Consider the following 23,952-nt stretch of genomic DNA (forward strand, 5'->3'; position numbering starts at 1 on the left):
TTGCAGGCCGACCGAGTCGCCAGGGTTTACGACTGCTGCGAAGCCGAACGCAGGCTTCGCCAGCTGCTACGGGCCGCGTCATGGCGTGTTTTGAATGCAGGCAAATCTGCCCAGCGGCTGGCCTGAGCGCTCAAGAAGGCCTAGAATTCAGCATCGAATATTCCCAAGGTAGCCCTTTAATGTCCTTCGCTGAGCAACTAACCCGCCTGCAAGTCTTCCTCGACGCCGACGAGCTGCATGACGAGGCGCTGGACTACGTGGCCGCCCACGGCTATCTGACTGCGCTCTCGATCTGTTCCGAGGACGTTCCAGAGCGTGAGTGGATCGACGCCCTGTTCGCCGAAGAGCCGCATTACGCCGACGACGCCGAACGTGAAGCGATCGAAGCCACCCTGGTGCTGCTCAAGGCGCACATCGCCCGGCAATTGGCGTCCGATGAGGAGTTCGAGCTGCCCTGCGAGCTGGACCTCGGCGACGACCCGGACGACTCCGACCTGCGTGGTTGGTGCATCGGCTTCATGGAAGGTGTATTCCTGCGTGAAGCGGCCTGGTTCGAAACCGCCGAAGACGAAGTCAGCGAAATGCTCCTGCCGATCATGGTCGGTTCCGGTCTGTTCGATGAGCAGCCGGAATTTTCCGACATCGCCAGCGATGCCAACCTGATGGACGACATGATCGTGCAGATCCCTGAAGCCCTGACCGCGTTGTACCTGCTGTGCAACGCACCGGACGAAAAACCGGCCATTCTCAAGCCTCGTCACCACTGAGGCTGCGCCTATGGCGGCCAACCCCATAGGCAACCGCCCCCTGATAGTGCGTTACGTTCTGCTGGCCATCGGCTTGCTGAGCGTCGCATTGGGGGTGCTCGGAGTCTTCCTGCCGGTGTTGCCCACCACGCCTTTCCTGTTGCTGGCGGCCGCCTGTTTCGCCCGCAGTTCACCGCGTTTCTATCGATGGCTGGTCGAGCATCCACGGCTCGGCCCCTGGGTGCGTGACTACCTCGACGGCAACGGTATCCCGCTCAAGGGCAAGGTCTACGCCATCGGCGTGATGTGGCTGAGCATCGGCTTGTCCTGCCTGCTCGTACCCCTGCCTTGGGCCCGCGGCGTCATGCTGACCAGCGCGGTGCTGGTGACGATTTACATTTTGCGGCAGAAGACTTTGCACAGGTCTTGAGATTCAACCGTTCCTGGTAAAGATCGCAGCCTGCGGCAGCTCCTACGGGATAGATGTACATCCGTAAGCCCAGGGTGTACAGGGTCGGCGTAGGAGCTGCCGCAGGCTGCGATCTTTTCGCGACCAACCTCCCCCGCCCACCAACAATCAACCTGCCCTTTGAGAAAACAGCGCCTAGACTTCAGACATCTGCACATGAGCCGCCAGACATGTCCGGCAGTCCGCGTAGTCCAGGATGGTCAACGCTCCGACTTCGGCTCGGCGGATGGCTGCTGATATCGGGATTTCTTCTGGTTGGCCTGGCCCCAGTCCGGGCGAACTGGAATTTTGCGCTGATTGTGCAAACCGCCAAGCAACGTTATGGCACCCTCGGCCCGGCCAAGGGACGGATCGAGGCCTGGAACCAGATGCTGCAAAGCGAAATGGCACAACCGGAACGCGAGCAGCTTGGCGCCGTCAACAGCTTCTTCAATCAACAACTGAGCTTCCAGGACGATCCTGGTATCTGGCGTGAGATCGACTACTGGGCAACGCCCGTCGAATCACTGATCAAGGGTGCCGGTGACTGCGAAGACTATGCGCTGGCCAAGTACTTCAGCTTGCGTAATCTTGGCGTTCCCAGCGAAAAACTGCGCATCACTTACGTCAAGGCCCTGACCCGCAACCAGGCGCACATGGTGCTGACCTACTACGCCACCCCCACCGCCGAGCCATTGGTGCTGGACAACCTGATCGGCGAAATCCGCCCCGCGTCGCAACGCAAAGACCTGCTGGCGGTGTACGCCTTCAACGCCGAAGGCTTGTACCTGCCTGGGGCAAACGGCGGCAAACGAAGTAGCGACTCGAAAAAGCTTTCGCGTTGGCAGGACGTGCTGAAAAAGATGCGGGGCGAAGGCTTCACCCTGGGTGATGGCTAACGCCGCCAACAACAAGGAGCACTGCATGTCGCTACTCAAGCAATTGTTTCTGGCCATCTGCCTGTTCCTGCTGGTGGCATTCAGCGGCAGTTTTTTTGTCGGCCTTGAGAGCTCGCGCGACCAGATGCTTGGCCAGTTGCGCTCCCATGCCCAGGATGCCGCCACCGCACTGGGGCTCTCATTGACCAGCCAAATCGATGATCCGGCGATGATTGAGCTGATGGTCAGCTCGATCTTCGACAGCGGTTACTTCGCCAGCATCCGGGTAGTGAACATCGCCGATGAACAGATCCTGGTGGAGCGCAGTCTGCAGACGGTTGCCGAAGATATACCGGACTGGTTCGTGCACCTGGTGGACTTGCACCCGCAAGGTGGCGACGCGCTGGTCATGCGCGGCTGGGAGCAAGCGGCGCGGGTCGAAGTGCTGAGCAATCCACAGTTCGCCCTGGCCAGACTCTGGGACAGCGCCCTCGGCAGCCTGGTCTGGTTGCTGCTGTGCGGCTTGCTCAGTGCAGTGTTCGGCGCCTGGCTGCTGCGTCGGCAGTTGCGTCCACTCGATAGCATGGTCAAACAGGCCGAATCCATCAGCAAGCGCGAGTTCCTCAGCCTGCCACAATTGCCCCGCACGCCGGAACTCAAACGGGTGGTGCTGGCCATGAATCAGATGGTCGAAAAGCTCAAGGGGCTGTTTGCCGAAGAGGCCGCCCGCAGCGAAAAACTGCGGGCCGACTCCTACCAGGACAGCCTCACCGGACTGGCCAATCGTCGCCTGCTGGATGAACAGCTGACTGAGCAGTTGTTGGTCACCGAACAGAGCAGCCCTGGCCATCTGTTGATGCTGCGAGTCAATGACCTGGCCGGCCTCAACCAACGCCTGGGTGGTCAGCGCACCGATGCGCTGATCAAGGCGATCGGTGAGTTGCTCAAACGCTTGACCCAGCCAATAGATCGCCGTCATTGGCTGGCCGCGCGCAACCGCGGTGGCGAATTTAGCCTGCTGGCCCCCGGTCTGGACAACAAAGACGCCGCACGCCTGGCCGCCGAGATCAGCGCCACCCTGGAAAACCTGCGCCTTACCGGCGCCAGTGACTGCATGCCGGTCGCGCACCTGGGGATAGCGGCCTACGAGCCGGGCGAACCCGCCGGCACTGTGCTGCTGCGCCTCGATCAAGCGCTGACGCAGGCCCAGCGCCATCCGGAGCGCCCCTGGGCCCATCTGGCGCACTTCAATGGCACGCCGAGCCAGACTCAGCACGACTGGCGCAACTGGATCGAGGACGCCCTCGACCATAGCAAAATGCAGCTGTATTTCCAGCCGGTGGTGCAGTGCGCCGATACCAGTCAGGTGTTGCATCACAAGGTGCTGGCGCGCCTGCTCGACCCCCAGGGCGAAGCGATTGCAGCCGGGCATTTCCTGCCCTGGATCGAGCGTCTGGGCTGGTCGGCGCGCTTCGACCTGGCAATGCTCGAACACACACTCGACTACCTCATCGAACATCCCTGGCCGCTGGCGCTGAGTCTTTCTGGCAGCACCCTGCGTGATGCGCCGCACCTGAAGGAGATCCTCAGCATGCTTCACGCCCTGCCCGACCTCGCGCCCTTGCTGACCCTGGAAATCGACGAACGCGATCTGCCGCCACCGGCCGAAATGCAGCAACTGAGCCAGAGCATCCAGGACAGCGGCTACCGGATCGGCCTGCAACATTTTGGTGGCAGCTTCAGCCAGATCGGCAACCTCACCCTGCTGGGGCTGGCCTACCTGAAAATCGACAGCAGCTACATTCGAGACATTGATCAACAGAGTGACAAACGCCTGTTTATCGAAGCAATCTTTCGCGCGACCAACAGCATCGATCTGCCATTGATAGCGGAAATGGTCGAGACCCGCGGCGAGCTGGAAGTGATCCGCGAGTTAGGTCTGTTTGGCGTGATGGGCAGATTGATCGGGCCGCCGGAGCCGATGTAGATCGGCAAACCCCCTCGCCACAAATGCCCACCAGACTAAAGATCTGCGCTAACTGACTAGCATTCGGGCAATGCCTCGCACCTGCAAAATGCTCAGTCGGTCGATTTTTCGTGAGGACTTTTCTGACAGTTTCTCGGGGTTGCGTTGAGCACGGTGCCCGGATAACCTTCTTGGGTCGTTGCAAAATCAGCGACCGGGACTGCAAGCCCGCCGAGAGTACGTTTGGCGCACAAGCGCCTCCATGAGCATGGCGCTTTTTTAGTGTCCATCGTTTTATGGCGGCTGTGCGTGGGAGACCTTCGGGTCTGCCGGGTGCCAAACGTCCCGGTCTTGCAGACCCGCGCACAGCTGCCACCCATCATCTGCAAGTGATGTTGGTAGTTCCTACTCATACGTTTGGAGCTTTACCATGGTCAAAGTCACCCCCAATCCCCCTGAAACCACTAGCACCTCCCCCTATGATTCCCTCGATCCCGGCAAGCTCAACAAGGCCGCCGAGCGAGCCCTCGATTACCACCTGACGTCGTCCCGCAAACCTGAACCCCATACACAACCTGGCAATATCTTCGCAGTGGTCGCGGGTATCGACACCGAGCGGGTGCTGGCCAACCTCAGCGAAACCCTGGCCTCGGCCAATGCCCTGGCCGCTGACCTGGCGTTCGAGCTGGAGGGTTCGCAGCGGCATGTTGCGCTGGGCATTCAGCAGATGATCGAGCTGGGCGAGTTGTTGGCGAACCGGGCGCTGGATGATCTTGATCCGCGGTAGGCGGTGGAGTGTCGGGCCAAGTCGGGGGTTCGTCAGGCGGACTCCCTCGCCACAGGTGCAGTGTTTCCCTCCCATCTCGTTTTCCGCCAGACAAAACAAAACCCGCCCCCCTATCTCAAGGCTGGCGGGTATTGTCGTTTCAGGTCAGACGGTATCGACCTTCAACGAATGGTCGTTGAGCATGCCGTTGATGATGGTCGCGGTGTCCGCGCCGCCGGCGATCACGCCGCCTGCCCCCGGGGTCACGCCGTAATGGCTGGCGAGGTTGACCCCGGCCAGGTCGATGGTCTGGGTCGGGGTGGCACCCGCTGTCGAGCTGACATCAATGCTGGTCACCAGTGAGGCGCCGCTGCCGGTGACCTTGAAGTGCAGGTAGTCGTCGAGCGAAGCCGAGGTGGCGTTCTCGCCCTGCAACAGTTGCGACAGGTCGAGCTTGTCGGCACCCGGGGTGAAGTCGGTGACCACGTCATGCCCGCTGTTGCCGTGCAGCCACTGGAAGGTGTCGTTGCCCGCACCGCCCGTCAGGCTGTTGTTGCCCGGCCCGCCGATCAGGAAGTCGTCGGCGCCACCGCCGTTGAGCACATCGTTGCCCAGCCCACCGGTGATGATATTGGCGTTGTTGTCGCCGGTGAGGCTGTCGTTGTAGCTGGAGCCGATCAGGTTCTCGATCGCCGTCAGGGTATCGCTGCCAGCGCCGCCGGTGTTTTGCGCACCGAGCAGGTTGAGGTCGACCATCACCTCGGCCGGGGCATGGGCGTAGCTGGCTGTGTCATTGCCAGTGCCGCCGTCGAGCAGGTCATTGCCGGTGCCGCTGAACAACAGATCGTTGCCGGCTTCGCCGTGCAGGGTGTTGTTGCCGGAACCTGCTGTGAGCACATCATTGCCGTCGCCGGCATTGAGCAGGTTGTCGCCGCTGCCCGCCAGCAGCACATCGTCGCCCGAGGTGCCGGTGAGGGTATGCCCATCCTGGTAATTGATGCCCACCGCCGCGCTGTCGCTACCGCCGTGGTTGTCGTTGGCACTGTAGGTCCCGTGGTAGTACGGGGTGCTGTCATGGGCCCCGGCATAGTTGACCGTCATGGTCAGTTTGTAGGTTTCCAGGCCGGCACCACTGTTACCAGGGCCATCGGCGATATTGGCCAGGTGGATTCTATAGGTCCCGTCCGCCCCCGCAGTGAAGGTCCCGTTGTCGCCAATCGCGGTGAAGGCCCCGCCGTTGAATGAATACTCCATGTTCACATCGCCGGCCGCGAGGTTGTGATTGAGATTGAGGGTCTCTCCCTGTTTCAGGTTGACGCTGATCATGTCCTCATCGTTGGCGTTGGCGCCACTCACCTTCCCCAGATAACCGCTGACGATCACCACCGCAGTCATCGCGACAGTATTGGCGTTGAAGGCGGCGCGAGCGACAGTGACCGCCTGGTTGGTACTGTTGTTGTCGGACCCGGAAAAGACAATGGTCTTGAGGCTGGTTGCCGTGAACTCCGCCCCCCTGGCGGCCCACCCGGTATTGAACGTGGTAGGTGCGGCCGTCAACGGATCGCCGTTGGCATCGCTGTCATTGGCCAGCAATACGTCCCCCGGGATCACCAGTTTGTTGGACAGCACGTTGGTGATGATGTGGTCATCGACCGCCACCGGTGGTGCATTCGGGTTGACCTTGATCACCAGGCTGGAACTGGCCAGGTCACCGTCGTTGTCGCTGACGGTGTAGCCGAAGTTCTCGGTGATCAGCACGCCGGTGACCATCTGCGGGGTATAGGTGAAGTCGCCGGTGTCGAGGTTGATCACCAGGGTGCCGCCATTGCTGGTGGCGATGCTGATGCTGTTGTTGGCGGTGTCGAAGGTGCCGTGATTATCCCCGCCACTGAACGCCAGCAGGCCCTGGTTGCTGTTGCCTTTAGGGTCATAGGTGTAGGTGGTGCCGTCGACGACGATGGATTTGATGAAGCCGCCATCGGCGCCGAATGTGCCGCCCTCGCCCAGCAGCGTGCCGGTGACCGGTGCGCCTTGCACGGTGCCCGAGAGTACCGAGTTGAGTTGATTGAGGTCAGTCACCAGCACTGCGTTGGTGTTGGTGTGGGTGCTGCCGTCATAGGACAGTTGATCGAGGTTGGCGTTGCTGACGCCGCTGCCCAGGCCAATCGCATAGTTCTTGATGCCATTGGCGTCGAGGAACGCTTTCCAGGCCGCCTCATCCGCTGCACCGGTTTCAAAGCCGCTGGTGGGTTTGCCGTCGGAGAAAAAGTAGCCGACATTCTGCGCCCCGGTCAGTTGCCCCGGGGTCACGAACGCCAGCTTCGCCGCCGCGACGGCGGCGTCGTAGTTGGTGCCACCGCCCGCAGTCAGGGTGTCGATGATCGACTTGGCCGTCGCCACATCAACCCAGATCGGAGTGGTGTTGGTAGCGGTGCCGCTGAAGGTGACGATCTGCACTTTCACATCGCCCAGGTCGTCGTACTTATCGAGCAAGGCACTGATGGCCTGCTTGGCCAGGTCCAGCCGCGACAGGCCTGACACCTCGGAGGGGTCAACCATACTGCCGGACACGTCGATCACCAGCAGCAGGTTCGAATCGATTTCGACCGCCGTCACCGAATGTTCGCTGGCGACCGCTTTGGGCACGTCGTCGACGATGCTCACCACAATGCTGCTGGTGGTGCTATTGCCCAGTGCATCAGTGGCTGTGTAGGTGAAGCTTTCGCTGAGGGTATTCGCCCCGTCGTTGGCGTTCGGCGAGGTTTTCGGGGCCGAGGTCAGGGTGTAGGTGTAGGTACCGTTGGGGTTAAGCAGGAGCTGTCCGTAGCTACCGGCCGCGCTGCCCACCAGACTGTAAGTGATGCCGCCGGTGCCTCCGAAGACTGAGCCGACCAGCGTGCCGGCGGCGGTTTCCGCACTGGAGCTCGGGTCGCTGCCGATCACAGTGCCGGCGGCCAGGTCCTGGCCGTCCTTACTCAGGTCCAGGGCTTTTTCGAAGACCGTTACGTCCTGGTCGTAAAGCCCTTTGAGCCCGCTGTCACAGACGTTGATGGAAAGGATCGTGGTGCTTTCATCGCCATCGGCATCCCGGACGGTGTAGGTGAAAACGTCCGTGGCCCCCGGCGGGCTCACCAAGTTCGGGTTGCTGCGATAGACCGCATTGCCTGCGGCGTCCAGGGTCAGGTAGCCGTAGGTACCATGGAGGGTCGAGTTGAGGCCGCCGACAGCCGAAGTCGACGTATCGCTGCCTGCCCGCACCCCGATCACCGCGCCGGACGGGCTGAACCCATCGGCGCCGGCACCGTCATTGAGCAACACATTGCCGCTGACCACACCGCCCTCGGCGATGTGGGTCACATCAGGGGCGGCGCTCGGCAGATCGTCGACGATGTTCACGTCAATCACCCCCGACGCCGTGCTGCCATCGGTATCGGTGACGATCACGGTGAAGTGCTCGGCGATAACGTTGGCGCCCAGCCCGGTCGGGTGGGTTTCGTTATCGACCAGGGTGTAGCTGTAACTGACTACGCCGGTGCTGGCGTTGTAGTCGGTGACGGTCAGGGTGCTGCCCAGTGCGGTAGTCATCGATTGCGGGAAGCCGGCGGTCACCCCGCCGCTGACCACGCTGATGCCGCCAACGCTCAGGGTTTGCACACCGTCCAGCGCGGTGACGGTGAAGCTGCCGTTTTGGGTCAGTGCCGGTGTATTCGGGCTGCTGCCGTCGCTGAGGTTTTTCTCGTAGACGGTCAGTTCTCCGTAAGCGATGTCGAGACCGTTGAGGGTGACCGGGTCATTGTTGTTGTGGACCTGCAGCACCAGTTTGGCAGTGCTGGTATCGCCGTCCGCGTCGGTGATGGTGTAGTAGAAGGTCTCGCTGTCGCCTTCGCCACCGTGTCCTTTGAAGTCCGGGTCATCGGGATTCAGGGTGTAGGTGTACGTGCCGTCGGCGGCCAGCACCAGGGTGCCATAGGTGCCGGTGTAGGTCCCGGCCGTGACTGGCCCGGTGGGCACGCGGTCAGCGCCTTGAGTGTCGTTGCTCAGCACGTTACCGCTCAGGATCAGGTTGCTTTCCGACGCGGTGCCGGCGTTGCTGTCATTGGCGGCGGTCGGCAGGTCATCGACCACCCGAACGTCCAGTGAACCACGGGCCGTGCTGCCATCGGTGTCGGTGGCGACCACGCTGAAATGTTCGCCGAGGCTGTTGGCACCGTTGGCCGTCGGATGATCTTCGTTGTCGGCCAGGGTGTAGCTGTAGCTGACCACCCCGGTGCTGGCGTTGTAGCCGGTGATGGTCAGGGTGTTGCCCAAACCGGTGGTGATCGATTGCGGGAAGCCGTTGACGGTCCCGGCGCTGATGACCGCGATGCCGCCGACCGTGAGGGTTTGCAAGCCATCCAGCGCGGTGACGGTGAAGGTGCCGTTTTGGGTCAATGCACCGGCATCCGGACTGCTGCCATCGCTGAGGTTTTGTTCATAGACGGTCAGTTCGCCACTCTCGGCATCAAGCCCGCCAATGGTGACCGGATCGTCGTTGTTGTGGACCTGCAGCACCAGTTTGGCGGTACTGGTATCACCGTCCGCGTCGGTGATGGTGTAGGTGAAGGTCTCGCTGTCGCCTTCTCCTCCGTGCCCCTTGAAGTCCGGGTCAGCGGGATTCAGGGTGTAGGTGTACGTGCCGTCGGCGGCCAGCACCAGGGTGCCGTAGGTGCCGGTAAAGGTTCCGGCGGTAACTGGCCCGGTCGGTACACGGTCAGCACCCTGGGTATCGTTGCTCAGCACGTTGCCGCTCAGGATCAGGTTGCTTTCCGAGGCGGTGCCGGCGTTGCTGTCATTGGCGGCGGTTGGCAGGTCATCGACCACATTCACGTCCAGCGAACCGCTGGCGGTGCTGCCATCGGTGTCGGTGGCGACCACGCTGAACTGTTCGCCGAGGCTGTTGGCACCGTTGGCGGTGGGGTGATCTTCGTTATCGACCAGGGTGTAGCTGTAGCTGATGACGCCGGTGCTGGCGTTGTAGCCGGTGATGGTCAGGGTATTGCCCAAACCGGTGATGATCGATTGCGGGAAGCCGGCGGCCACCCCGCCGCTGACCACATTGATGCCGCCGACCGTGAGGGTCTGCAGGCCATCGAGCGCCGATACGGTGAAGGTGCCGTTTTGAGTCAGCGTCGGAGCATCCGGATTGCTGCCATCGCTGAGGTTTTGTTCGTAGACGGTCAGTTCGCCGCCCTCGGCATCAAGCCCGCCAATGGTGACCGGATCGTCGTTGTTGTGGACCTGCAACACCAGGTTCGCGGTGCTGGTATCGCCGTCCGCATCGGTGATGGTGTAGGCAAAAGTGTCACTGGCACTGCCACCCCCCGGCAAGGCGAGGAACGCTGGATCAGTGCTGTACACGGTGTAGGTGTACGTGCCATCTGCCGCCAGCACCAGGGTCCCGTAGGTGCCGGTAAACGTTCCGGCCGTGATCGGCCCGGTGGGCACGCGATCGGTGCCCTGGGTATCGTTGCTCAGTACATTACCGCTGAGGATCAGGTTGCTTTGCGAGGCGGTGCCGGCGTTGCTGTCATTGGCAGCGGTCGGCAGGTCATCGACCACATTCACGTCCAGCGAACCGCTGGCGGTGCTGCCATCGGTGTCAGTGGCAACCACGGTGAAGTGTTCGCTGAGGCTGTTGGCGCCAGTGGCGGTCGGGTGATCTTCGTTGTCGGCCAGGGTGTAGCTGTAGCTGATGACGCCGGTGCTGGCGTTGTAGCCGGTGATGGTCAGGGTGTTGCCCAAACCGGTAGTGATCGATTGCGGGAAGCCGGCAGCCACCCCGCCACTGACCACATTGATACCGCCGACTGTGAGGGTCTGCAGGCCATCGAGCGCGGTAACTGTGAGGGTCCCGCTTTGGGTCAGTGCCGGGGCATCCGGACTGCTGCCATCGCTGAGGTTTTGCTCGTAGACGGTCAGTTCACCGCCCTCGGCAGTGAGCCCGCCAATGGTGACCGGGTCGTTGTTGTTGTGGGCCTGCAACACCAGTTGGGCGGTGCTGGTATCACCGTCGGCGTCGGTGATGGTGTAGGTGAAGGTATCAGTATCACTTTCGCCACCGTGTCCCTTGAAGTCCGGGTCATCGGGATTCAGGGTGTAGGTGTAAGTGCCGTCGGCGGCCAGCACCAGGGTGCCGTAGGTGCCGGTAAAGGTTCCGGCGGTAACTGGCCCGGTCGGTACACGGTCAGCACCCTGGGTATCGTTGCTCAGCACGTTGCCGCTCAGGATCAGGTTGCTTTCCGAGGCGGTGCCGGCGTTGCTGTCATTGGCGGCGGTTGGCAGGTCATCGACCACATTCACGTCCAGCGAACCGCTGGCGGTGCTGCCATCGGTGTCGGTGGCGACCACGCTGAACTGTTCGCCGAGGCTGTTGGCACCGTTGGCGGTGGGGTGATCTTCGTTATCGACCAGGGTGTAGCTGTAGCTGACCACCCCGGTGCTGGCGTTGTAGCCGGTGATGGTCAGGGTATTGCCCAAACCGGTGGTGATCGATTGCGGGAAGCCGGCGGCCACCCCGCCGCTGACCACCGTGATGCCGCCGACCGTCAGGCTTTGCAAGCCATCCAGCGCCGATACGGTGAAGGTCCCGCTTTGGGTCAATGCACCGGCATCCGGACTGCTGCCGTCACTGAGGTTTTGTTCGTAGACGGTGAGTTCGCCACTCTCGGCATCAAGGCCGCCAATGGTGACCGGGTCATCGTTGTTATGGACCTGCAGCACCAGGTTCGCGGTGCTGGTATCGCCGTCCGCATCGGTGATGGTGTAGGCAAAAGTGTCACTGGCACTGCCACCACCCTGCAAGGCGAGGAACGCTGGATCGGTGGTATGCACGGTATAGGTGTAAGTACCATCCGCAGCCAGCACCAGGGTCCCGTAGGTGCCGGTAAAAGTTCCGGCCGTGATCGGCCCTGTGGCGGTGCGATCCGCGCCTTGGGTGTCGTTAGTCAGCACGTTACCGGTCAGGTTCAGCTGGCTTTGCGAAGCGGTGCCGGCGTTGCTGTCGTCGACAGCCGTCGGCAGGTCATCGACCACATTCACATCCAGTGAACCGCTGGAGGTACTGCCATCGGTGTCAGTGGCGACTACGTTGAAGTGCTCGCTGAGGCTGTTGCTACCGTTGCCCGAATCATGTGCTTCGTTGTCGGCCAGGGTGTAGCTGTAGCTGACCACCCCAGTGCTGGCGTTGTAGCCGGTGATGGTCAGGGTATTGCCCAACGCGGTGGTCACCGACTGCGGGAAACCGCTGGCCACCCCACCACTGACCACGCTGATGCCGCCGACGCTAAGGGTCTGCAGACCATCCAGCGCCGATACGGTGAAGGTGCCGCTTTGAGTCAGCGCCGGAGCATCCGGACTGCTGCCATCGCCGAGATTGCTTTCGTAGACTGTGAGTTCACCGCCCTCGGCAGTGAGCCCGCCGATGGTGACCGGTTCGTCGTTGTTGTGGACCTGCAACACCAGGTTGGCAGTGCTGGTATCGCCATCGGCATCGGTCAGCGTATAGGTGAAACTGTCGGTCCCATTACCACCACCCTGCAGCGCCAAAAAGGCCGGATCGGTGGTGTGAACCGTGTAGGTGTACGTACCATCGGCCGCCAGCACCAGGGTGCCGTAGGTGCCGGTGAAAGTACCGCTGATGATCGGTCCGCTCGGCACGCGGTCGGCGCCTTGCAGGTCATTGGTCAGTACGCTGCCGGTCAGGGTCAGCAAACTCTCCGAGGCGATGCTGGCATTGCTGTCGTCGAACGCTTTTGGCACATCGTCGGTGATGTTGATGTCCAGCGAACCGGTGGTCGAATCTCCGTTGCTGTCGCTGGCAACGACCGTGAACTGTTCGCTCAGGCTGTTGGCGCCGTCGGCGGCGGAATGGGTTTCATTGCCGACCAGGGTGTAGCTGTAACTCACCACGCCAGTGGCCGGGTCGTAGCCGGTGATGGTCAGGGTGTTGCCGAGTTGGGTGGTGATCGACTGCGGGAAGCCGGCGGCCACCCCGCCACTGATCACGTTGATCCCACCGATGCTCAAACTGAACAGCCCGTCTGGCGCAGAGATGCTGAACGTACTGCTTTGGGTCAGCGCCGCCGGATCGCTCGCCGAGCCCTGGGCCAGATTGGCTTCATTGAAGGTCAGCTCACCGCCTTGCACCGTCAGGCCGGTCAGGCTCACCGGATTGCTGGGTAGCACGATCGCCGGATCCTGGTCGTTGCCGCCGTTGTCCGGGTCGCCGGCAATACGCTCCAGGGGAAGTTCGGGAATGCCGTTGAAACCTGCCGTAGGGAAACCGATGACCGGATCAACCCGACCCGCCGTTTCTTCCAGCAACACGAAGGAGTGACCGCCGCCGGCATTGCCGCTCCCGTTTGTTCCGTCAGGCCCGGCCGCGGTGGCCTCAGCGGTCTGGGTCGGGTCGTCACCCGCGGCAATGGCTTTGTGCAGCTGTTCGACATCGCTCAGTTGCGCCTGGCTGGGCGTCACCGACTCCGGCGTCTCCACATGGGGCGCCTGGTGCGTCAGCAGTTGCGCAGTCATTTGCACGCTGCTGTCGCGCCCCAGCGTCAGTTCATGGCCATTTTGCAACTTCACCGCCACCGCGCCTTCGGCACCGGTGACCAGTTGATCTCCGGCAAACAAGCGGTCCCCCTCGACCAGGGCGCGTCGGGTTCCATCACCCGCAACAGCGAAAACCTGACCGACCACCTGACTGACGATACCGATGAGCGTTGCCATGTGCATTCCTCCGCCGCCGACCGCTATCGGCATCTTGTTGTATGGAGAAAGTGTTTATGGCGTTACCGGGTTGCTTGGCGGACATCTGCCTGGCAGCTCGTTTACTCACAGGTAAACTGCGCTCCGTCGCGATCTTCTCACCTCACTCATCCCTCGCGGGGCCTGCTGTTTGCGCCGTGTAAATCGGATGAAACAACCTCATCCCAGCCGGACAGCCCTCCCGCGAAAGCAGTGTCACGATCCCCTTACAATAGCGTCAAAAAACCGCCATCAAAAAACCGCGTCACTCCCTCCCCTCCACCACTTCCCCGCCCTATGTGAAAAAATGGATTGAACTTTCCTTGATCCCGAAAAAGCTCCCTAGCGCTTGTAACTCGGGACTTCTGGATTGAACAATGTGCTGGATTTTGCAGAGCGCATAAGTTTTTTTCGGCATAAGATTTATGAGAAATTCTTCTTAGCTTCTCCCCAAGATGTTCTTAGCTCCTTGTTACAAACCTGAAACGGTTTGACCTATAAAGATCGTCATTTTTTTGACGACGACTAAGCACCATCAGGACCAGGGAGATGTACCTATGGGCGTTTTGAAACCCCTCTGCAGCGCAATTTTAGTTGCCATGGTTTGCTCGCATCAGGCCCACGCCATGTCACTGACTGAAGCGATTCAGAGCACGCTGGATAACCACCCGGAACTACACGCCAGCGAGAACAATCGCCTGTCTGCCGACGAAGATGTGAAAGTTGCCAGAGGGGGCTTCTTCCCGACAGTCGATTTGAATGCCGCTTATGGCCGTGGCTACAGCGACAACACCACCACCCGCGCCCTGGGTAATCACAACAAGGAAACCCTGACCTATACCCAGTCGGAACTGCGCCTGCGGCAGATGCTGTTTGATGGTTTCAACACCGCCAACGAAGTCGGACGAACAAAATCGGTCGTCAATTCGCGGGCCTATTACACCCGCGGCACCGCCGAAAGCCTGGCCTTGCGCACCATTGAGGTGTACCTCGAAGTGCTCAAGCGCCGTGAGCTGGTAACCCTGGCCAAAAACAACTTGCAAGCGCACCTGCGGGTCAATGATCAGATCGGTCTGCGCACCGAGCGTGGCGTCGGCAGCAACGCCGACCGCGACCAGTCGAGCGCTCGCCGGGCATTGGCGGAAAACAACTACGACACCGCCCAGGTCGATCTGGCCGATGCCGAGGCGAATTTCTTCAGCGCTGTCGGACGCCTGCCCGATGAACTGGAAACCCTCCCCTCGATCAGGGGCGAAATACCCGCGACCTTGCCGGATGCGCGGCAAAGCATGCTGGAGAACAACCCTTACCTGAAATCGGCACAGGCTGACGTGCATGCCGCCGAGAGCCAGTACGAGGTCGCCAAATCGCCGTTCTATCCACGCTTCGATGCCGAGGCCGCGGTCGGCGCCAACGATAATATTCAAGGCGACAAGGGCCATGACAACGAATGGCGGGTCGGTGTAGTGATGAACTACAACCTGTTCCGGGGCGGCAGTGACAAGGCCCGGCTGCAATCGGATGCGCACAAGATCAATCAGGCGATGGATATCCGCAACAACGCCCTGCGCCTGCTCAACGAGAACATCACCCTGGCCTGGAACGCCATGGTCAATGCGAAGAAACAAACCCCGACAGCCCGCGAGTACGCCGAAACCACCACTCGCGTGCGAGCGGCGTACCAGGACCAGTTCGGCCTGGGCCAACGGACCCTGCTTGACCTGCTCGACAGTGAAAACGAGCTGTATAACGCCAACCGTCGCTACACCGAAGTGCGCTACGTCGAAGAGTTCTCCATGTACCGCGTGCTGGCCAACATGGGCGAATTGCTGAACAAGGAGAAAGTGGTGGTGCCCGCCGAAGCCATCGCCGCATCGGATGTGAGAAGCGAAGCCCGTTTGCCAGAAATGAAGTAGGTAAAAGGAGAGTTCAATTTGACCAGCATGGAACCTGTAAGCACTGGCGTTGATCCGCGCCTGAGCTTTGATGACCCGCTGTTGGACGGATTGTTGATCCTCTGCAAACTGCACGACTGCAATGTCAGCCGTGCCAGTTTGAGCGCCGGATTGCCGTTGGCCCAACAGCGTCTGAGCCTGGACCTGCTGCCACGCGCAGCCGCCCGGGCCAGCCTGCAGGCGCGTTTGCTGCGCCGGGAACTGGGGGCCATCTCGGCGTTGAATTTACCGGTGTTGCTGATTCTCAAGCATGGCCGCTGCGCGGTCTTGCGGCGCTGGGGCGACGATGGCAAGGCGTTGATTCTGCCCAGCGAAGCCGAAGGCGGTGAACAATGGGTCAGCCGTGAAGAACTGGCCGACGATTACAGTGGCCAGGCGCTGTTCGCCCGGCCGCGGCATGAACTCGAAGACTTGCGCGCGCCGTTGGTGCCGCGGGTCGAAGCCTGGTTCCGCGACACCCTGAAGCTGTCGCGCTGGCTGTACAGCGATGCGATTCTCGCGAGTTTCCTGATCAACCTGCTGGGGTTGATGGTGCCGCTGTTCGTCATGCAGACCTACGACCGCGTGGTGCCGAATCAGGCGACCTCGACACTTTGGGTACTGTCCATCGGGCTGCTGATCGGCACCGGCTTTGAACTGGTGCTGCGGGTGGTCCGTGCCCACTTGCTGGACCAGGCCGGGAAAAAGACCGACATTATCCTTTCCGCTACCCTGTTCGAACGCATCACCGGCATGTCGATGAAAGCCCGCCCGGCAACCATCGGCGGATTTGCCCAGAGTATTCATGACTTTCAGGGCCTGCGCGAATTCCTCACCGCCGTGACCCTGACCAGCCTGATCGACCTGCCGTTCGCCGTGCTGATGCTGGGCGTGATTGGCCTGCTGGGTGGCTGGCTGGTGGTGATTGCGCTGCTGGCGTTTCCGATCACGATCATTTTCGCCATGCTGATTCAGGCCCGCTTGCGCGACACCGTGCAGAAAAGCCTGAGCCTGGGCGCCGAACGCCAGGCCTTGCTGATCGAAACCCTCGGCGGCCTGGAAACCCTCAAGGCTTGTAGCGCCGAAAGCGAACGCCAGCACAAATGGGAAAGCACCCACGGTGCCCTGACCCGCCTGGACAGCCATGCGCGCAACCTGTCGGCGCTGGCCACCAACGGCACTTTGTTCATTCAGCAGCTCTGCGGCATGGCGACCATCGTCGCCGGGGTCTACAGCATCATCGCCGGCAACCTCAGTGTCGGCGCCCTGGTGGCGACCTACATGCTCGGCAGCCGGGTGCTGGCGCCGCTCGGGCAAATCGCCGGGCTGATCACCCGCTATCAGCAAGCCCAACTGACGATGCGCAGCACCGATGCATTGATGTCTCTGCCACAAGAGCGCGACGCCAGGCAGCGGCCACTGGAACGCACCCAACTGCAGGGCGCGCTGGACGTCAACCAGGTGACTTTCCGCTACACCGGGCAAAACGCCCCGGCCCTGACCACTATCAGTTTCAGCATGAAGCCCGGCGAACGGATCGGCATCATCGGTCGCAGCGGCTCTGGCAAAAGCACCCTGGCACGGCTGGTGATGGGCTTTTATGCGCCGCAGGAAGGCCAACTGCTGCTCGATGGCCTGGACCTGCGGCAACTGGACGTCGCCGACCTGCGCCAGCAAATCGGTTACGTCGCCCATGACCTGCCGCTGCTGGCCGGCAGCCTGCGCGACAACCTGACCCTGGGTGCGCGCTATATCAGCGATTCCAGGATGCTTGAAGTCGCCGAACTGACCGGTGTCACTGAGCTCGCCCGGCAGCACCCACAAGGTTTTGACCGCCCCGTGGGCGAGCGCGGCCAGTTACTCTCCGGTGGCCAGCGTCAAGCCGTGTTGCTGGCCCGAGCGCTGTTGCTCGACCCGCCGATCATGTTGCTCGACGAACCCACCAGCGCCATGGACAACAGCAGCGAAGATGTCCTGCGTCAGCGACTGCACACGTGGGTTCAGGGCAAGACCTTGCTGCTGGTCACCCACCGCACCTCGATGCTCAGCCTGGTGGATCGATTGGTGGTGCTGGACAACGGTCGGATCGTCGCCGACGGGCCGAAGGAAGCGGTCATCGATGCACTGCGCAAGGGCCGTGTCGGCTCTGCGGCTGTTTAGGGGTCGCCTATGTCTGCTTCACAAGGTTCACGCGGCTATTTCGACAGCTTCAGCAAAAGCGCGGAAAGCGACTTCATGCCCGACGTGGCCGGGGCGTCGCTGCAGGATTCGCCGCGCTGGTCGCGGATGACGGTATGGATCGCCGCGGCGCTGATCGTCACCGCACTGGTCTGGGCCAAGTACGCAGTGCTGCAGGAAGTCACCACGGGCGAAGGCAAGGCGATTCCGTCGAGCAAGGTCCAGGTGATCCAGAACCTGGAGGGCGGGATCGTCACCGAAATTTTCGTGCGCGAAGGGCAAATGGTGAATAAGGGCGACACCCTGCTGCGCCTCGACGACACGCGGTTTCTGTCTAATAAGGGCGAGAGTGAAGCCGATCGTTTTGCCTTGATCGCTCAGGTCGAGCGCTTGTCCGCCGAGGCCGAAGGACGGCCTTTCAAGCTCTCCGACGAAGTCATCGCCAAAGCCCCGCAAGTGGCTGAAGACGAGCGTTCACTGTTCGAACAACGGCAACGGCGGCTGGCCAGCGAGCAACGCACACTCACCGAACAGCTTCGGCAAAAAACCCAGGAACTGGCGGAATTCCGTTCAAAACAGGGCCAATTCAGTTCCAGCCTGGCGCTGCTGCAACAGGAAATGAACATGTCGGCGCCGCTGGTGGGCACCGGCGCGGTGTCACCCGTGGAAATTCTTCGGCTCAAACGCAGCGCGGTGGAGATTCGCGGCTCGTTGAACGCCACCACCCTCGCCATTCCACGGGCCGAATCAGCGATCAACGAGATCAAGAGCAAGCTCGATGAATCGGTGCAGGGCTTCCGTTCGGATGCCGCCAAGGAGCTCAACGAGAAACGGACCGACCTGTCGAAAATCACCGCGTCGAGCATCGCCATCGATGACCGGGTGACCCGCACCACGGTGGTCTCACCAGTGCACGGGATCATCAAGGTGCTCAAGATCAACACCATTGGCGGGGTGGTCCAGCCAGGCAGCGACATGGTGGAAATCGTGCCCCTGGAGGACAACCTGCTGATCGAAGCCAAGGTCCGACCGCAGGATGTGGCCTTCCTGCATCCCGGGCAGAAAGCCATGGTCAAGTTCAGCGCCTACGATTACACCATTTACGGTGGGCTGAGCGCCAAACTCGAACTGATCGGCGCCGACACCATCACCGACGACAAGGGCAACAGCTTCTACCTGATCCAGGTGCGCACCGACAAAAACCACCTGGGCGGCGACGTTAAACCGCTGCTGATCATCCCCGGCATGGTCGCCACCGTGGACATCATCACCGGCGAGAAAAGCGTGCTGGATTACTTGCTCAAACCGGTGCTCAAGGCCAGGACCGAGGCGATGCGCGAGCGGTAGGACTTTCTGGGCATAAACACCTCATGTGGCGAGGGGGCTTGCCCCCTCGCCACAAGGTACCGCGCCGCTCTCTACAAAATCCCCCCACCGTGATTACGCCGAAAAACCTCCTCCCCCATCGCCGCAATCTGCCCTTCGATCAAGGCTTCGAACGGTCGCAACAACGGCTCGAACGAGGCCGGTGCTTCCAGGACCTGTAACGCCTGAACGATAGCCTCCACCGTCGACAACGCCCCCGGGCCCGGCGCCTTGCGCAACCGATAACGCGATACCGCGCCCTCGACCAGCGTCACCCGCGGCAGGGCCGCCAGCAACGGGTTGAGGTGCAGCATCTTGCGCGCCTTGCGCCAGGTGCCGTCCGGCACCACCAGCAGCATCGGTTGATCCGCCGGGATGTAGGCCTGCAATGGCTGCGCATCCTCCCCCGGGAACAACAACCGCGCCTGATAACCCGGCTGGTTGAGCAATCCAGGTAAATCCTCAAACACCTCGCCGACGATCAACTCGGCATTGTTCAGCCCCAACGCCGCCAGCCGCCCGGTATTCAGCGCATGGTTCACTTCGCTCGGATGCTGCAACAGCAATACCCGGGTGCGGCTGTCCAGGTGCGGAATCAATGGGCACAGGCAATGGGTTTCAGGGCGCAGACAACGGGCGCAGTGGCTTCTGGACATGGAGACCTCCCGATCAGACCTGGTTGAGTTGGGCTTTGAGCAAATCGCGAAAAGTCTGGATCAGCGGTTCACGGCTGCGACCTCGACGCACGATCATCGAGAACGGCGCCTGATAACCAAAGGTCGCCGGCAACAGCACGCGCAAATCGCCCTTGTCGGCCCAGGCCTGGGCGTAATGCTCCGGCAGGTAACCGATGTAGGCGCCGGACAGCACCAGAATCAATTGCGCCTCCATACTCTCCACCGTCGCCGCACTGTGCTTGAAGCCATGGCGCGCCAGTTCGGCCTGGCTCCAGTATCCGCGCCCGACCATCCGCTGCTGGGTGATGACTTGCTCGGGGATACGCCGCTCGCTGAACAACGGATGACGATTGCTGCAATACAGCCAGTGCTGCTCGCGGTACAGCGGCATATAAACCAGCCCGCTCATGCGAGTGGAGAACGCACCGATGGCCAGATCCAGACGATTGTCCTGGACCCCGAGTTGCAGCTCGTAGGGACTCATGACCGACAAGTGCAAATGCACCGCCGGGTGCTCCTGGCTATAGGCACCGATGGCTTCGGCGAACGGCAGGGCCTTGTCGCTGACGGTGGAGTCGATCACCCCGAGGTTGAGGGTGCCGCGCAACTCACCTTTGAGCGCCGCAGCGTATTGCTCGAAGCCTTCCAGCTCGCCGAGCAGGCGCAGGGTCTCCTGATGGAACAACTCGCCTTTGCTGGTCAAGCTGAAACCGCCCCGGCCACGATGGCATAGCACCAGGCCCAACGCGGCTTCGAGCTGGCTCATGTAAGTGCTGATGGCCGACGTCGACAGGTTGAGTTCCTGCTGGGCATTGGCAAACCCCTGATGCCGAACCACGCTGACGAAGATGCGCAAAAGTTTGAGGTCGGGTAAAGCATTGGCCATGGGGGGCTCCGGAAACAGGGAAAAAACCTTTGTGGCGAGGGAGCTTGCTCCCGCTCGGCTGCGCAGCAGTCGTAAAACCTGCAACCGCGTTTCGTCAAACAGACCGAGTAGCCTGGTTTGCGAGCGCTTCGCACTCGAGCGGGAGCAAGCTCCCTCGCCACAGGTTCGGCGTCGCCTTAAGCACTTGATGCGAAGTCTAATCCGCCGAAGCCCATTAGTTTAGAAAAATCTGAACTAAGTATTTGCCCGTAGCGATTCTTCCCGACCACTACATTTCGCAGAATCAGCCCTCAACGGTGCCCGTCTCTTCCTGGAGCGGTGCAATCGACATAAATCATAAATAAAACAACGACGATGAGGCCCTACCCGTGGACAAGATTCTTCACCAACCACTGGGCGGCAACGAAATGCCGCGTTTCGGCGGCATCGCCACCATGCTGCGACTCCCCCATTTGCAATCCGCTGCCGGACTGGACGCCGCCTTCATCGGCGTCCCACTGGACATCGGCACCTCGCTGCGCCCCGGCACCCGCTTCGGACCACGTGAGATTCGCGCTGAGTCGGTGATGATTCGCCCGTACAACATGGCCACCGGTGCTGCACCGTTCGACTCGCTGTCGGTCGCCGACATCGGTGACGTGGCGATCAACACCTTCAACTTGCTGGAGTCCGTGCGCATCATCGAAGAAGCCTACGACGCCATCCTCGAGCACAACGTTATCCCCCTGACCCTGGGTGGCGACCACACCATCACCCTGCCCATCCTGCGTGCCATCCACAAGAAGCATGGCAAGGTCGGTCTGGTGCATATCGATGCCCACGCCGATGTGAACGATCACATGTTCGGTGAGAAAATCGCCCACGGCACCACCTTCCGCCGCGCCGCGGAAGAAGGTCTGATTGACTGCGACCGCGTGGTACAGATTGGTCTGCGGGCCCAGGGCTACACCGCCGAAGACTTCAACTGGAGCCGTAAACAGGGCTTCCGGGTAATTCAGGCCGAAGAATGCTGGCACCAATCGATGGCACCGCTGATGGCTGAAGTGCGCGAGAAAGTCGGCGGCGGCCCGGTGTACCTGAGCTTCGACATCGACGGCATCGACCCGGCCTGGGCTCCGGGTACCGGGACCCCGGAAATCGGCGGCCTGACCACCATTCAAGCGATCGAAATCATCCGCGGTTGCCAAGGGCTCGACCTGATCGGCTGCGATCTGGTAGAAGTCTCGCCGCCGTACGACACCACCGGCAATACCTCGCTGCTGGGCGCCAACCTGCTGTACGAAATGCTCTGCGTGCTGCCGGGTGTGGCCCATCGCTGAGGATTGACCATGAGCGAGCGTGATCAGGTGCTCAAAGCCGCCGCCGAATTGGTGTCGGCCTTTGCCCGTAACGATCGCGAAGCCTACTTCGGCGCGTTCAGCGCCGACGCCAGCTTCGTTTTCTACACCCTCGAACAGCCATTGCTGTCCCGCGAGGCCTATCAGGCCTTGTGGGACACCTGGCGTCTCGAGGATGGCTTCGAAGTGCTCTCGTGCACGTCGAGCAATGCCTTCGTCAGCCTGCAGGGTGACGTGGCGATTTTTATTCATGACGTCGCCACCGAGCTGCGCATGCAAGGGGAGCAATTCTTTAGCCAGGAACGCGAAACCATTGTGTTTCGCAAACAACAACAAGGCCGCTGGCTCGCCTGCCACGAACATTTGTCCGCAATGCCGGAAGGGCTGCCACCCCCTTAGCCTCGTGTGATCGGAGCAGATCATGAATAACAAAAACAAAGAAAACAGCATCAGTACTATTGAAACCTTCGGGGTTGAACAGATCCCGGACCATGAGCGTACCGCCAAACCGAGCGATCTGTTTCGACTGATCTTCGGTGGTGCCAACACGTTCGCTACCGCCGTGCTCGGCAGCTTCCCGGTACTGTTCGGCCTGTCGTTTCAAGCCGGGGTCTGGGCGATTGTGCTGGGCGTATTGCTCGGCTCGATCATCCTCGCGCCCATGGGCCTGTTCGGTCCGCTCAATGGCACCAACAACGCCGTGTCTTCCGGTGCGCACTTCGGCGTGCACGGGCGGATCGTCGGTTCGTTCCTGTCGTTGCTGACCGCCATCGCGTTCTTCTCGCTGTCGGTATGGAGTTCGGGTGACGCGTTGATCGGCGGCGCCAAGCGTTTGATCGGCCTGCCGGAAACCGACCTGAGCCTGGGCCTGGCCTACGGCCTGTTCGCGATCCTGGTGCTGACCGTGTGCATTTACGGTTTCCGCTTCATGTTGTGGGTCAACCGGATTGCGGTGTGGGCTGCCAGCCTGCTGTTCCTGTTGGGGATTTTTGCCTTCGCGCCAGCCTTCGACAGCCAGTTCGCCGGCACCGTCAGCCTCGGTCAGGCCGGTTTCTGGGCAGCCTTCATCGGTGCCGCGCTGGTAGCCATGAGCAACCCGATTTCCTTCGGTGCGTTCCTCGGCGACTGGTCGCGCTACATCCCGCGCGAAACCCCGAAAGGCCGGATCATGCTGGCGGTCATCGCAGCGCAGGCCGCCACCTTGATTCCGTTTCTGTTCGGCCTGGCCACCGCGACCATCGTCGCGATCAAGGCGCCGGATTACATCGCGGCGAACAACTACGTTGGCGGGCTGCTGGCGGTTTCACCGAGCTGGTTCTTCCTGCCGGTATGCCTGATTGCGGTGATCGGCGGCATGTCGACGGGTACCACTTCGCTATATGGCACCGGGCTGGACATGTCCAGCGTGTTCCCGAGGGTACTGTCGCGGGTCAAGGCGACGCTGTTGATCGGCGTGATGTCGATTGCCTTTATCTTCATCGGGCGCTTTGCGGCGAACCTGGTGCAGAGCGTGTCGACCTTCGCCGTGCTGATCATCACCTGCACCACCCCATGGATGGTGATCATGATCATCGGCCTGCTGGTGCGCCGCGGCTTCTACTGCCCGGATGACCTGCAAGTGTTCACCCGCGGCGAGAAAGGTGGTCGCTACTGGTTCCAGCACGGCTGGAACTGGCGTGGCCTGGGCGCCTGGATCCCCAGCGCGCTGGTGGGTCTGTGCTTCGTCAATCTGCCGGGGCAGTTCGTCGGCCCGTTGGGTGACCTGGCGGGTGGTATCGATATCAGCTTGCCAGTGACTCTCGGTCTGGCTTCGCTGGTGTACCTGATGCTACTGAGCCTGTTCCCGGAACCGGCAGCCGTGTTCGGACCCAACGATCCACGCAGCAAGAGCACGGATTCGCTCGCTAGATCTGAAGCAAGACAAACAGCCTGATAACGAACTAACTGTAGGAACGGGCTTTATGTGGCGAGGGAGCTTTTGTGGCGA

14 protein-coding genes are annotated in these 23,952 nt (G+C 61.3%); 11 read left to right on the forward strand and 3 right to left on the reverse strand.

The genetic code is table 11. The features are described from left to right. Positions 1-179: 179 nt before the first annotated feature. The 5 genes from AC3IUA_RS21455 to AC3IUA_RS21475 all read left to right on the forward strand — a co-directional run bounded on the left by AC3IUA_RS21455 (position 180) and on the right by AC3IUA_RS21475 (position 4,825). A complete protein-coding gene (locus tag AC3IUA_RS21455; RefSeq protein WP_489356912.1) occupies positions 180-767 on the forward strand; it encodes a UPF0149 family protein in 588 nt (195 codons plus the stop codon). Positions 768-777: 10 nt separating this feature from the next. Further along, positions 778-1,176 carry a YbaN family protein gene (locus tag AC3IUA_RS21460; protein WP_489356913.1) on the forward strand — a complete coding sequence of 133 codons (399 nt, stop codon included), beginning with the start codon at positions 778-780 and terminating at the stop codon, positions 1,174-1,176. A gap of 209 nt (positions 1,177-1,385) precedes the next feature. Further along, positions 1,386-2,093: a cysteine protease LapG gene (lapG, locus tag AC3IUA_RS21465; RefSeq protein WP_489356914.1), complete on the forward strand. Its 708-nt coding sequence runs from the start codon at positions 1,386-1,388 to the stop codon at positions 2,091-2,093. 25 nt (positions 2,094-2,118) lie between these two features. After that, positions 2,119-4,059 carry a cyclic di-GMP receptor LapD gene (gene lapD, locus AC3IUA_RS21470; RefSeq protein ID WP_489356915.1) on the forward strand — a complete coding sequence of 647 codons (1,941 nt, stop codon included), beginning with the start codon at positions 2,119-2,121 and terminating at the stop codon, positions 4,057-4,059. A 409-nt stretch (positions 4,060-4,468) separates the two neighbouring features. Further along, positions 4,469-4,825, forward strand: a complete 357-nt coding sequence (locus AC3IUA_RS21475; RefSeq protein ID WP_489356916.1) for a DUF6124 family protein — start codon at positions 4,469-4,471, stop codon at positions 4,823-4,825. Between the two features lie 144 nt (positions 4,826-4,969). Here AC3IUA_RS21475 and AC3IUA_RS21480 read toward each other — a convergent pair whose 3' ends face one another. Beyond that, on the reverse strand, positions 4,970-13,570 hold the full coding sequence (locus AC3IUA_RS21480) for a retention module-containing protein (RefSeq protein WP_489356917.1): 8,601 nt from the start codon (positions 13,568-13,570) through the stop codon (positions 4,970-4,972). A gap of 575 nt (positions 13,571-14,145) precedes the next feature. Here AC3IUA_RS21480 and AC3IUA_RS21485 point away from each other — a divergent pair. The 3 genes from AC3IUA_RS21485 to AC3IUA_RS21495 are packed head-to-tail and all read left to right on the forward strand — an operon-like array spanning position 14,146 to position 19,047. Further along, on the forward strand, positions 14,146-15,504 hold the full coding sequence (locus AC3IUA_RS21485) for a TolC family outer membrane protein (RefSeq protein ID WP_489356918.1): 1,359 nt from the start codon (positions 14,146-14,148) through the stop codon (positions 15,502-15,504). Positions 15,505-15,522: 18 nt separating this feature from the next. Next, complete coding sequence (locus AC3IUA_RS21490) at positions 15,523-17,682, forward strand: type I secretion system permease/ATPase (RefSeq protein WP_489356919.1); 2,160 nt, start codon at positions 15,523-15,525, stop codon at positions 17,680-17,682. Between the two features lie 9 nt (positions 17,683-17,691). Then, complete coding sequence (locus AC3IUA_RS21495; protein WP_489356920.1) at positions 17,692-19,047, forward strand: HlyD family type I secretion periplasmic adaptor subunit; 1,356 nt, start codon at positions 17,692-17,694, stop codon at positions 19,045-19,047. A gap of 71 nt (positions 19,048-19,118) precedes the next feature. On the opposite strand, the gene AC3IUA_RS21500 is transcribed toward AC3IUA_RS21495, so the two are convergent. Then, on the reverse strand, positions 19,119-19,721 hold the full coding sequence (locus AC3IUA_RS21500) for a tRNA-uridine aminocarboxypropyltransferase (protein ID WP_489356921.1): 603 nt from the start codon (positions 19,719-19,721) through the stop codon (positions 19,119-19,121). Positions 19,722-19,734: 13 nt separating this feature from the next. Next, on the reverse strand, positions 19,735-20,628 hold the full coding sequence (locus AC3IUA_RS21505) for a LysR family transcriptional regulator (protein ID WP_489356922.1): 894 nt from the start codon (positions 20,626-20,628) through the stop codon (positions 19,735-19,737). A 368-nt stretch (positions 20,629-20,996) separates the two neighbouring features. Between AC3IUA_RS21505 and speB the strand changes: the two genes are divergently transcribed. Genes speB through AC3IUA_RS21520 form a run of 3 tightly spaced genes read left to right on the forward strand, consistent with a single transcriptional unit; the run spans position 20,997 to position 23,898 of the window. Further along, a complete protein-coding gene (gene speB / locus AC3IUA_RS21510) occupies positions 20,997-21,947 on the forward strand; it encodes an agmatinase (protein ID WP_489356923.1) in 951 nt (316 codons plus the stop codon). A gap of 9 nt (positions 21,948-21,956) precedes the next feature. Then, positions 21,957-22,364 carry a YybH family protein gene (locus AC3IUA_RS21515; RefSeq protein WP_489356924.1) on the forward strand — a complete coding sequence of 136 codons (408 nt, stop codon included), beginning with the start codon at positions 21,957-21,959 and terminating at the stop codon, positions 22,362-22,364. A 22-nt stretch (positions 22,365-22,386) separates the two neighbouring features. After that, the gene (locus AC3IUA_RS21520) at positions 22,387-23,898 is read left to right on the forward strand and encodes a purine-cytosine permease family protein (protein ID WP_489356925.1); all 1,512 of its coding nucleotides are present in this window, start codon (positions 22,387-22,389) and stop codon (positions 23,896-23,898) included. The last annotated feature ends 54 nt before the right edge of the window (positions 23,899-23,952 follow it).

This window comes from Pseudomonas sp. KH_050 (genome assembly GCF_057838875.1).

Bases quoted from the DNA above. Each gene is read 5' to 3' on its own strand.
- AC3IUA_RS21455 (WP_489356912.1), top strand. From the start codon at position 180: ATGTCCTTCGCTGAGCAACTAACCCGCCTGCAAGTCTTCCTCGACGCC.
- AC3IUA_RS21460 (WP_489356913.1), top strand. From the start codon at position 778: ATGGCGGCCAACCCCATAGGCAACCGCCCCCTGATAGTGCGTTACGTT.
- lapG (WP_489356914.1), top strand. From the start codon at position 1,386: ATGTCCGGCAGTCCGCGTAGTCCAGGATGGTCAACGCTCCGACTTCGG.
- lapD (WP_489356915.1), top strand. From the start codon at position 2,119: ATGTCGCTACTCAAGCAATTGTTTCTGGCCATCTGCCTGTTCCTGCTG.
- AC3IUA_RS21475 (WP_489356916.1), top strand. From the start codon at position 4,469: ATGGTCAAAGTCACCCCCAATCCCCCTGAAACCACTAGCACCTCCCCC.
- AC3IUA_RS21480 (WP_489356917.1), bottom strand. From the start codon at position 13,570: ATGGCAACGCTCATCGGTATCGTCAGTCAGGTGGTCGGTCAGGTTTTC.
- AC3IUA_RS21485 (WP_489356918.1), top strand. From the start codon at position 14,146: ATGGGCGTTTTGAAACCCCTCTGCAGCGCAATTTTAGTTGCCATGGTT.
- AC3IUA_RS21495 (WP_489356920.1), top strand. From the start codon at position 17,692: ATGTCTGCTTCACAAGGTTCACGCGGCTATTTCGACAGCTTCAGCAAA.
- AC3IUA_RS21500 (WP_489356921.1), bottom strand. From the start codon at position 19,721: ATGTCCAGAAGCCACTGCGCCCGTTGTCTGCGCCCTGAAACCCATTGC.
- AC3IUA_RS21505 (WP_489356922.1), bottom strand. From the start codon at position 20,628: ATGGCCAATGCTTTACCCGACCTCAAACTTTTGCGCATCTTCGTCAGC.
- AC3IUA_RS21515 (WP_489356924.1), top strand. From the start codon at position 21,957: ATGAGCGAGCGTGATCAGGTGCTCAAAGCCGCCGCCGAATTGGTGTCG.
- AC3IUA_RS21520 (WP_489356925.1), top strand. From the start codon at position 22,387: ATGAATAACAAAAACAAAGAAAACAGCATCAGTACTATTGAAACCTTC.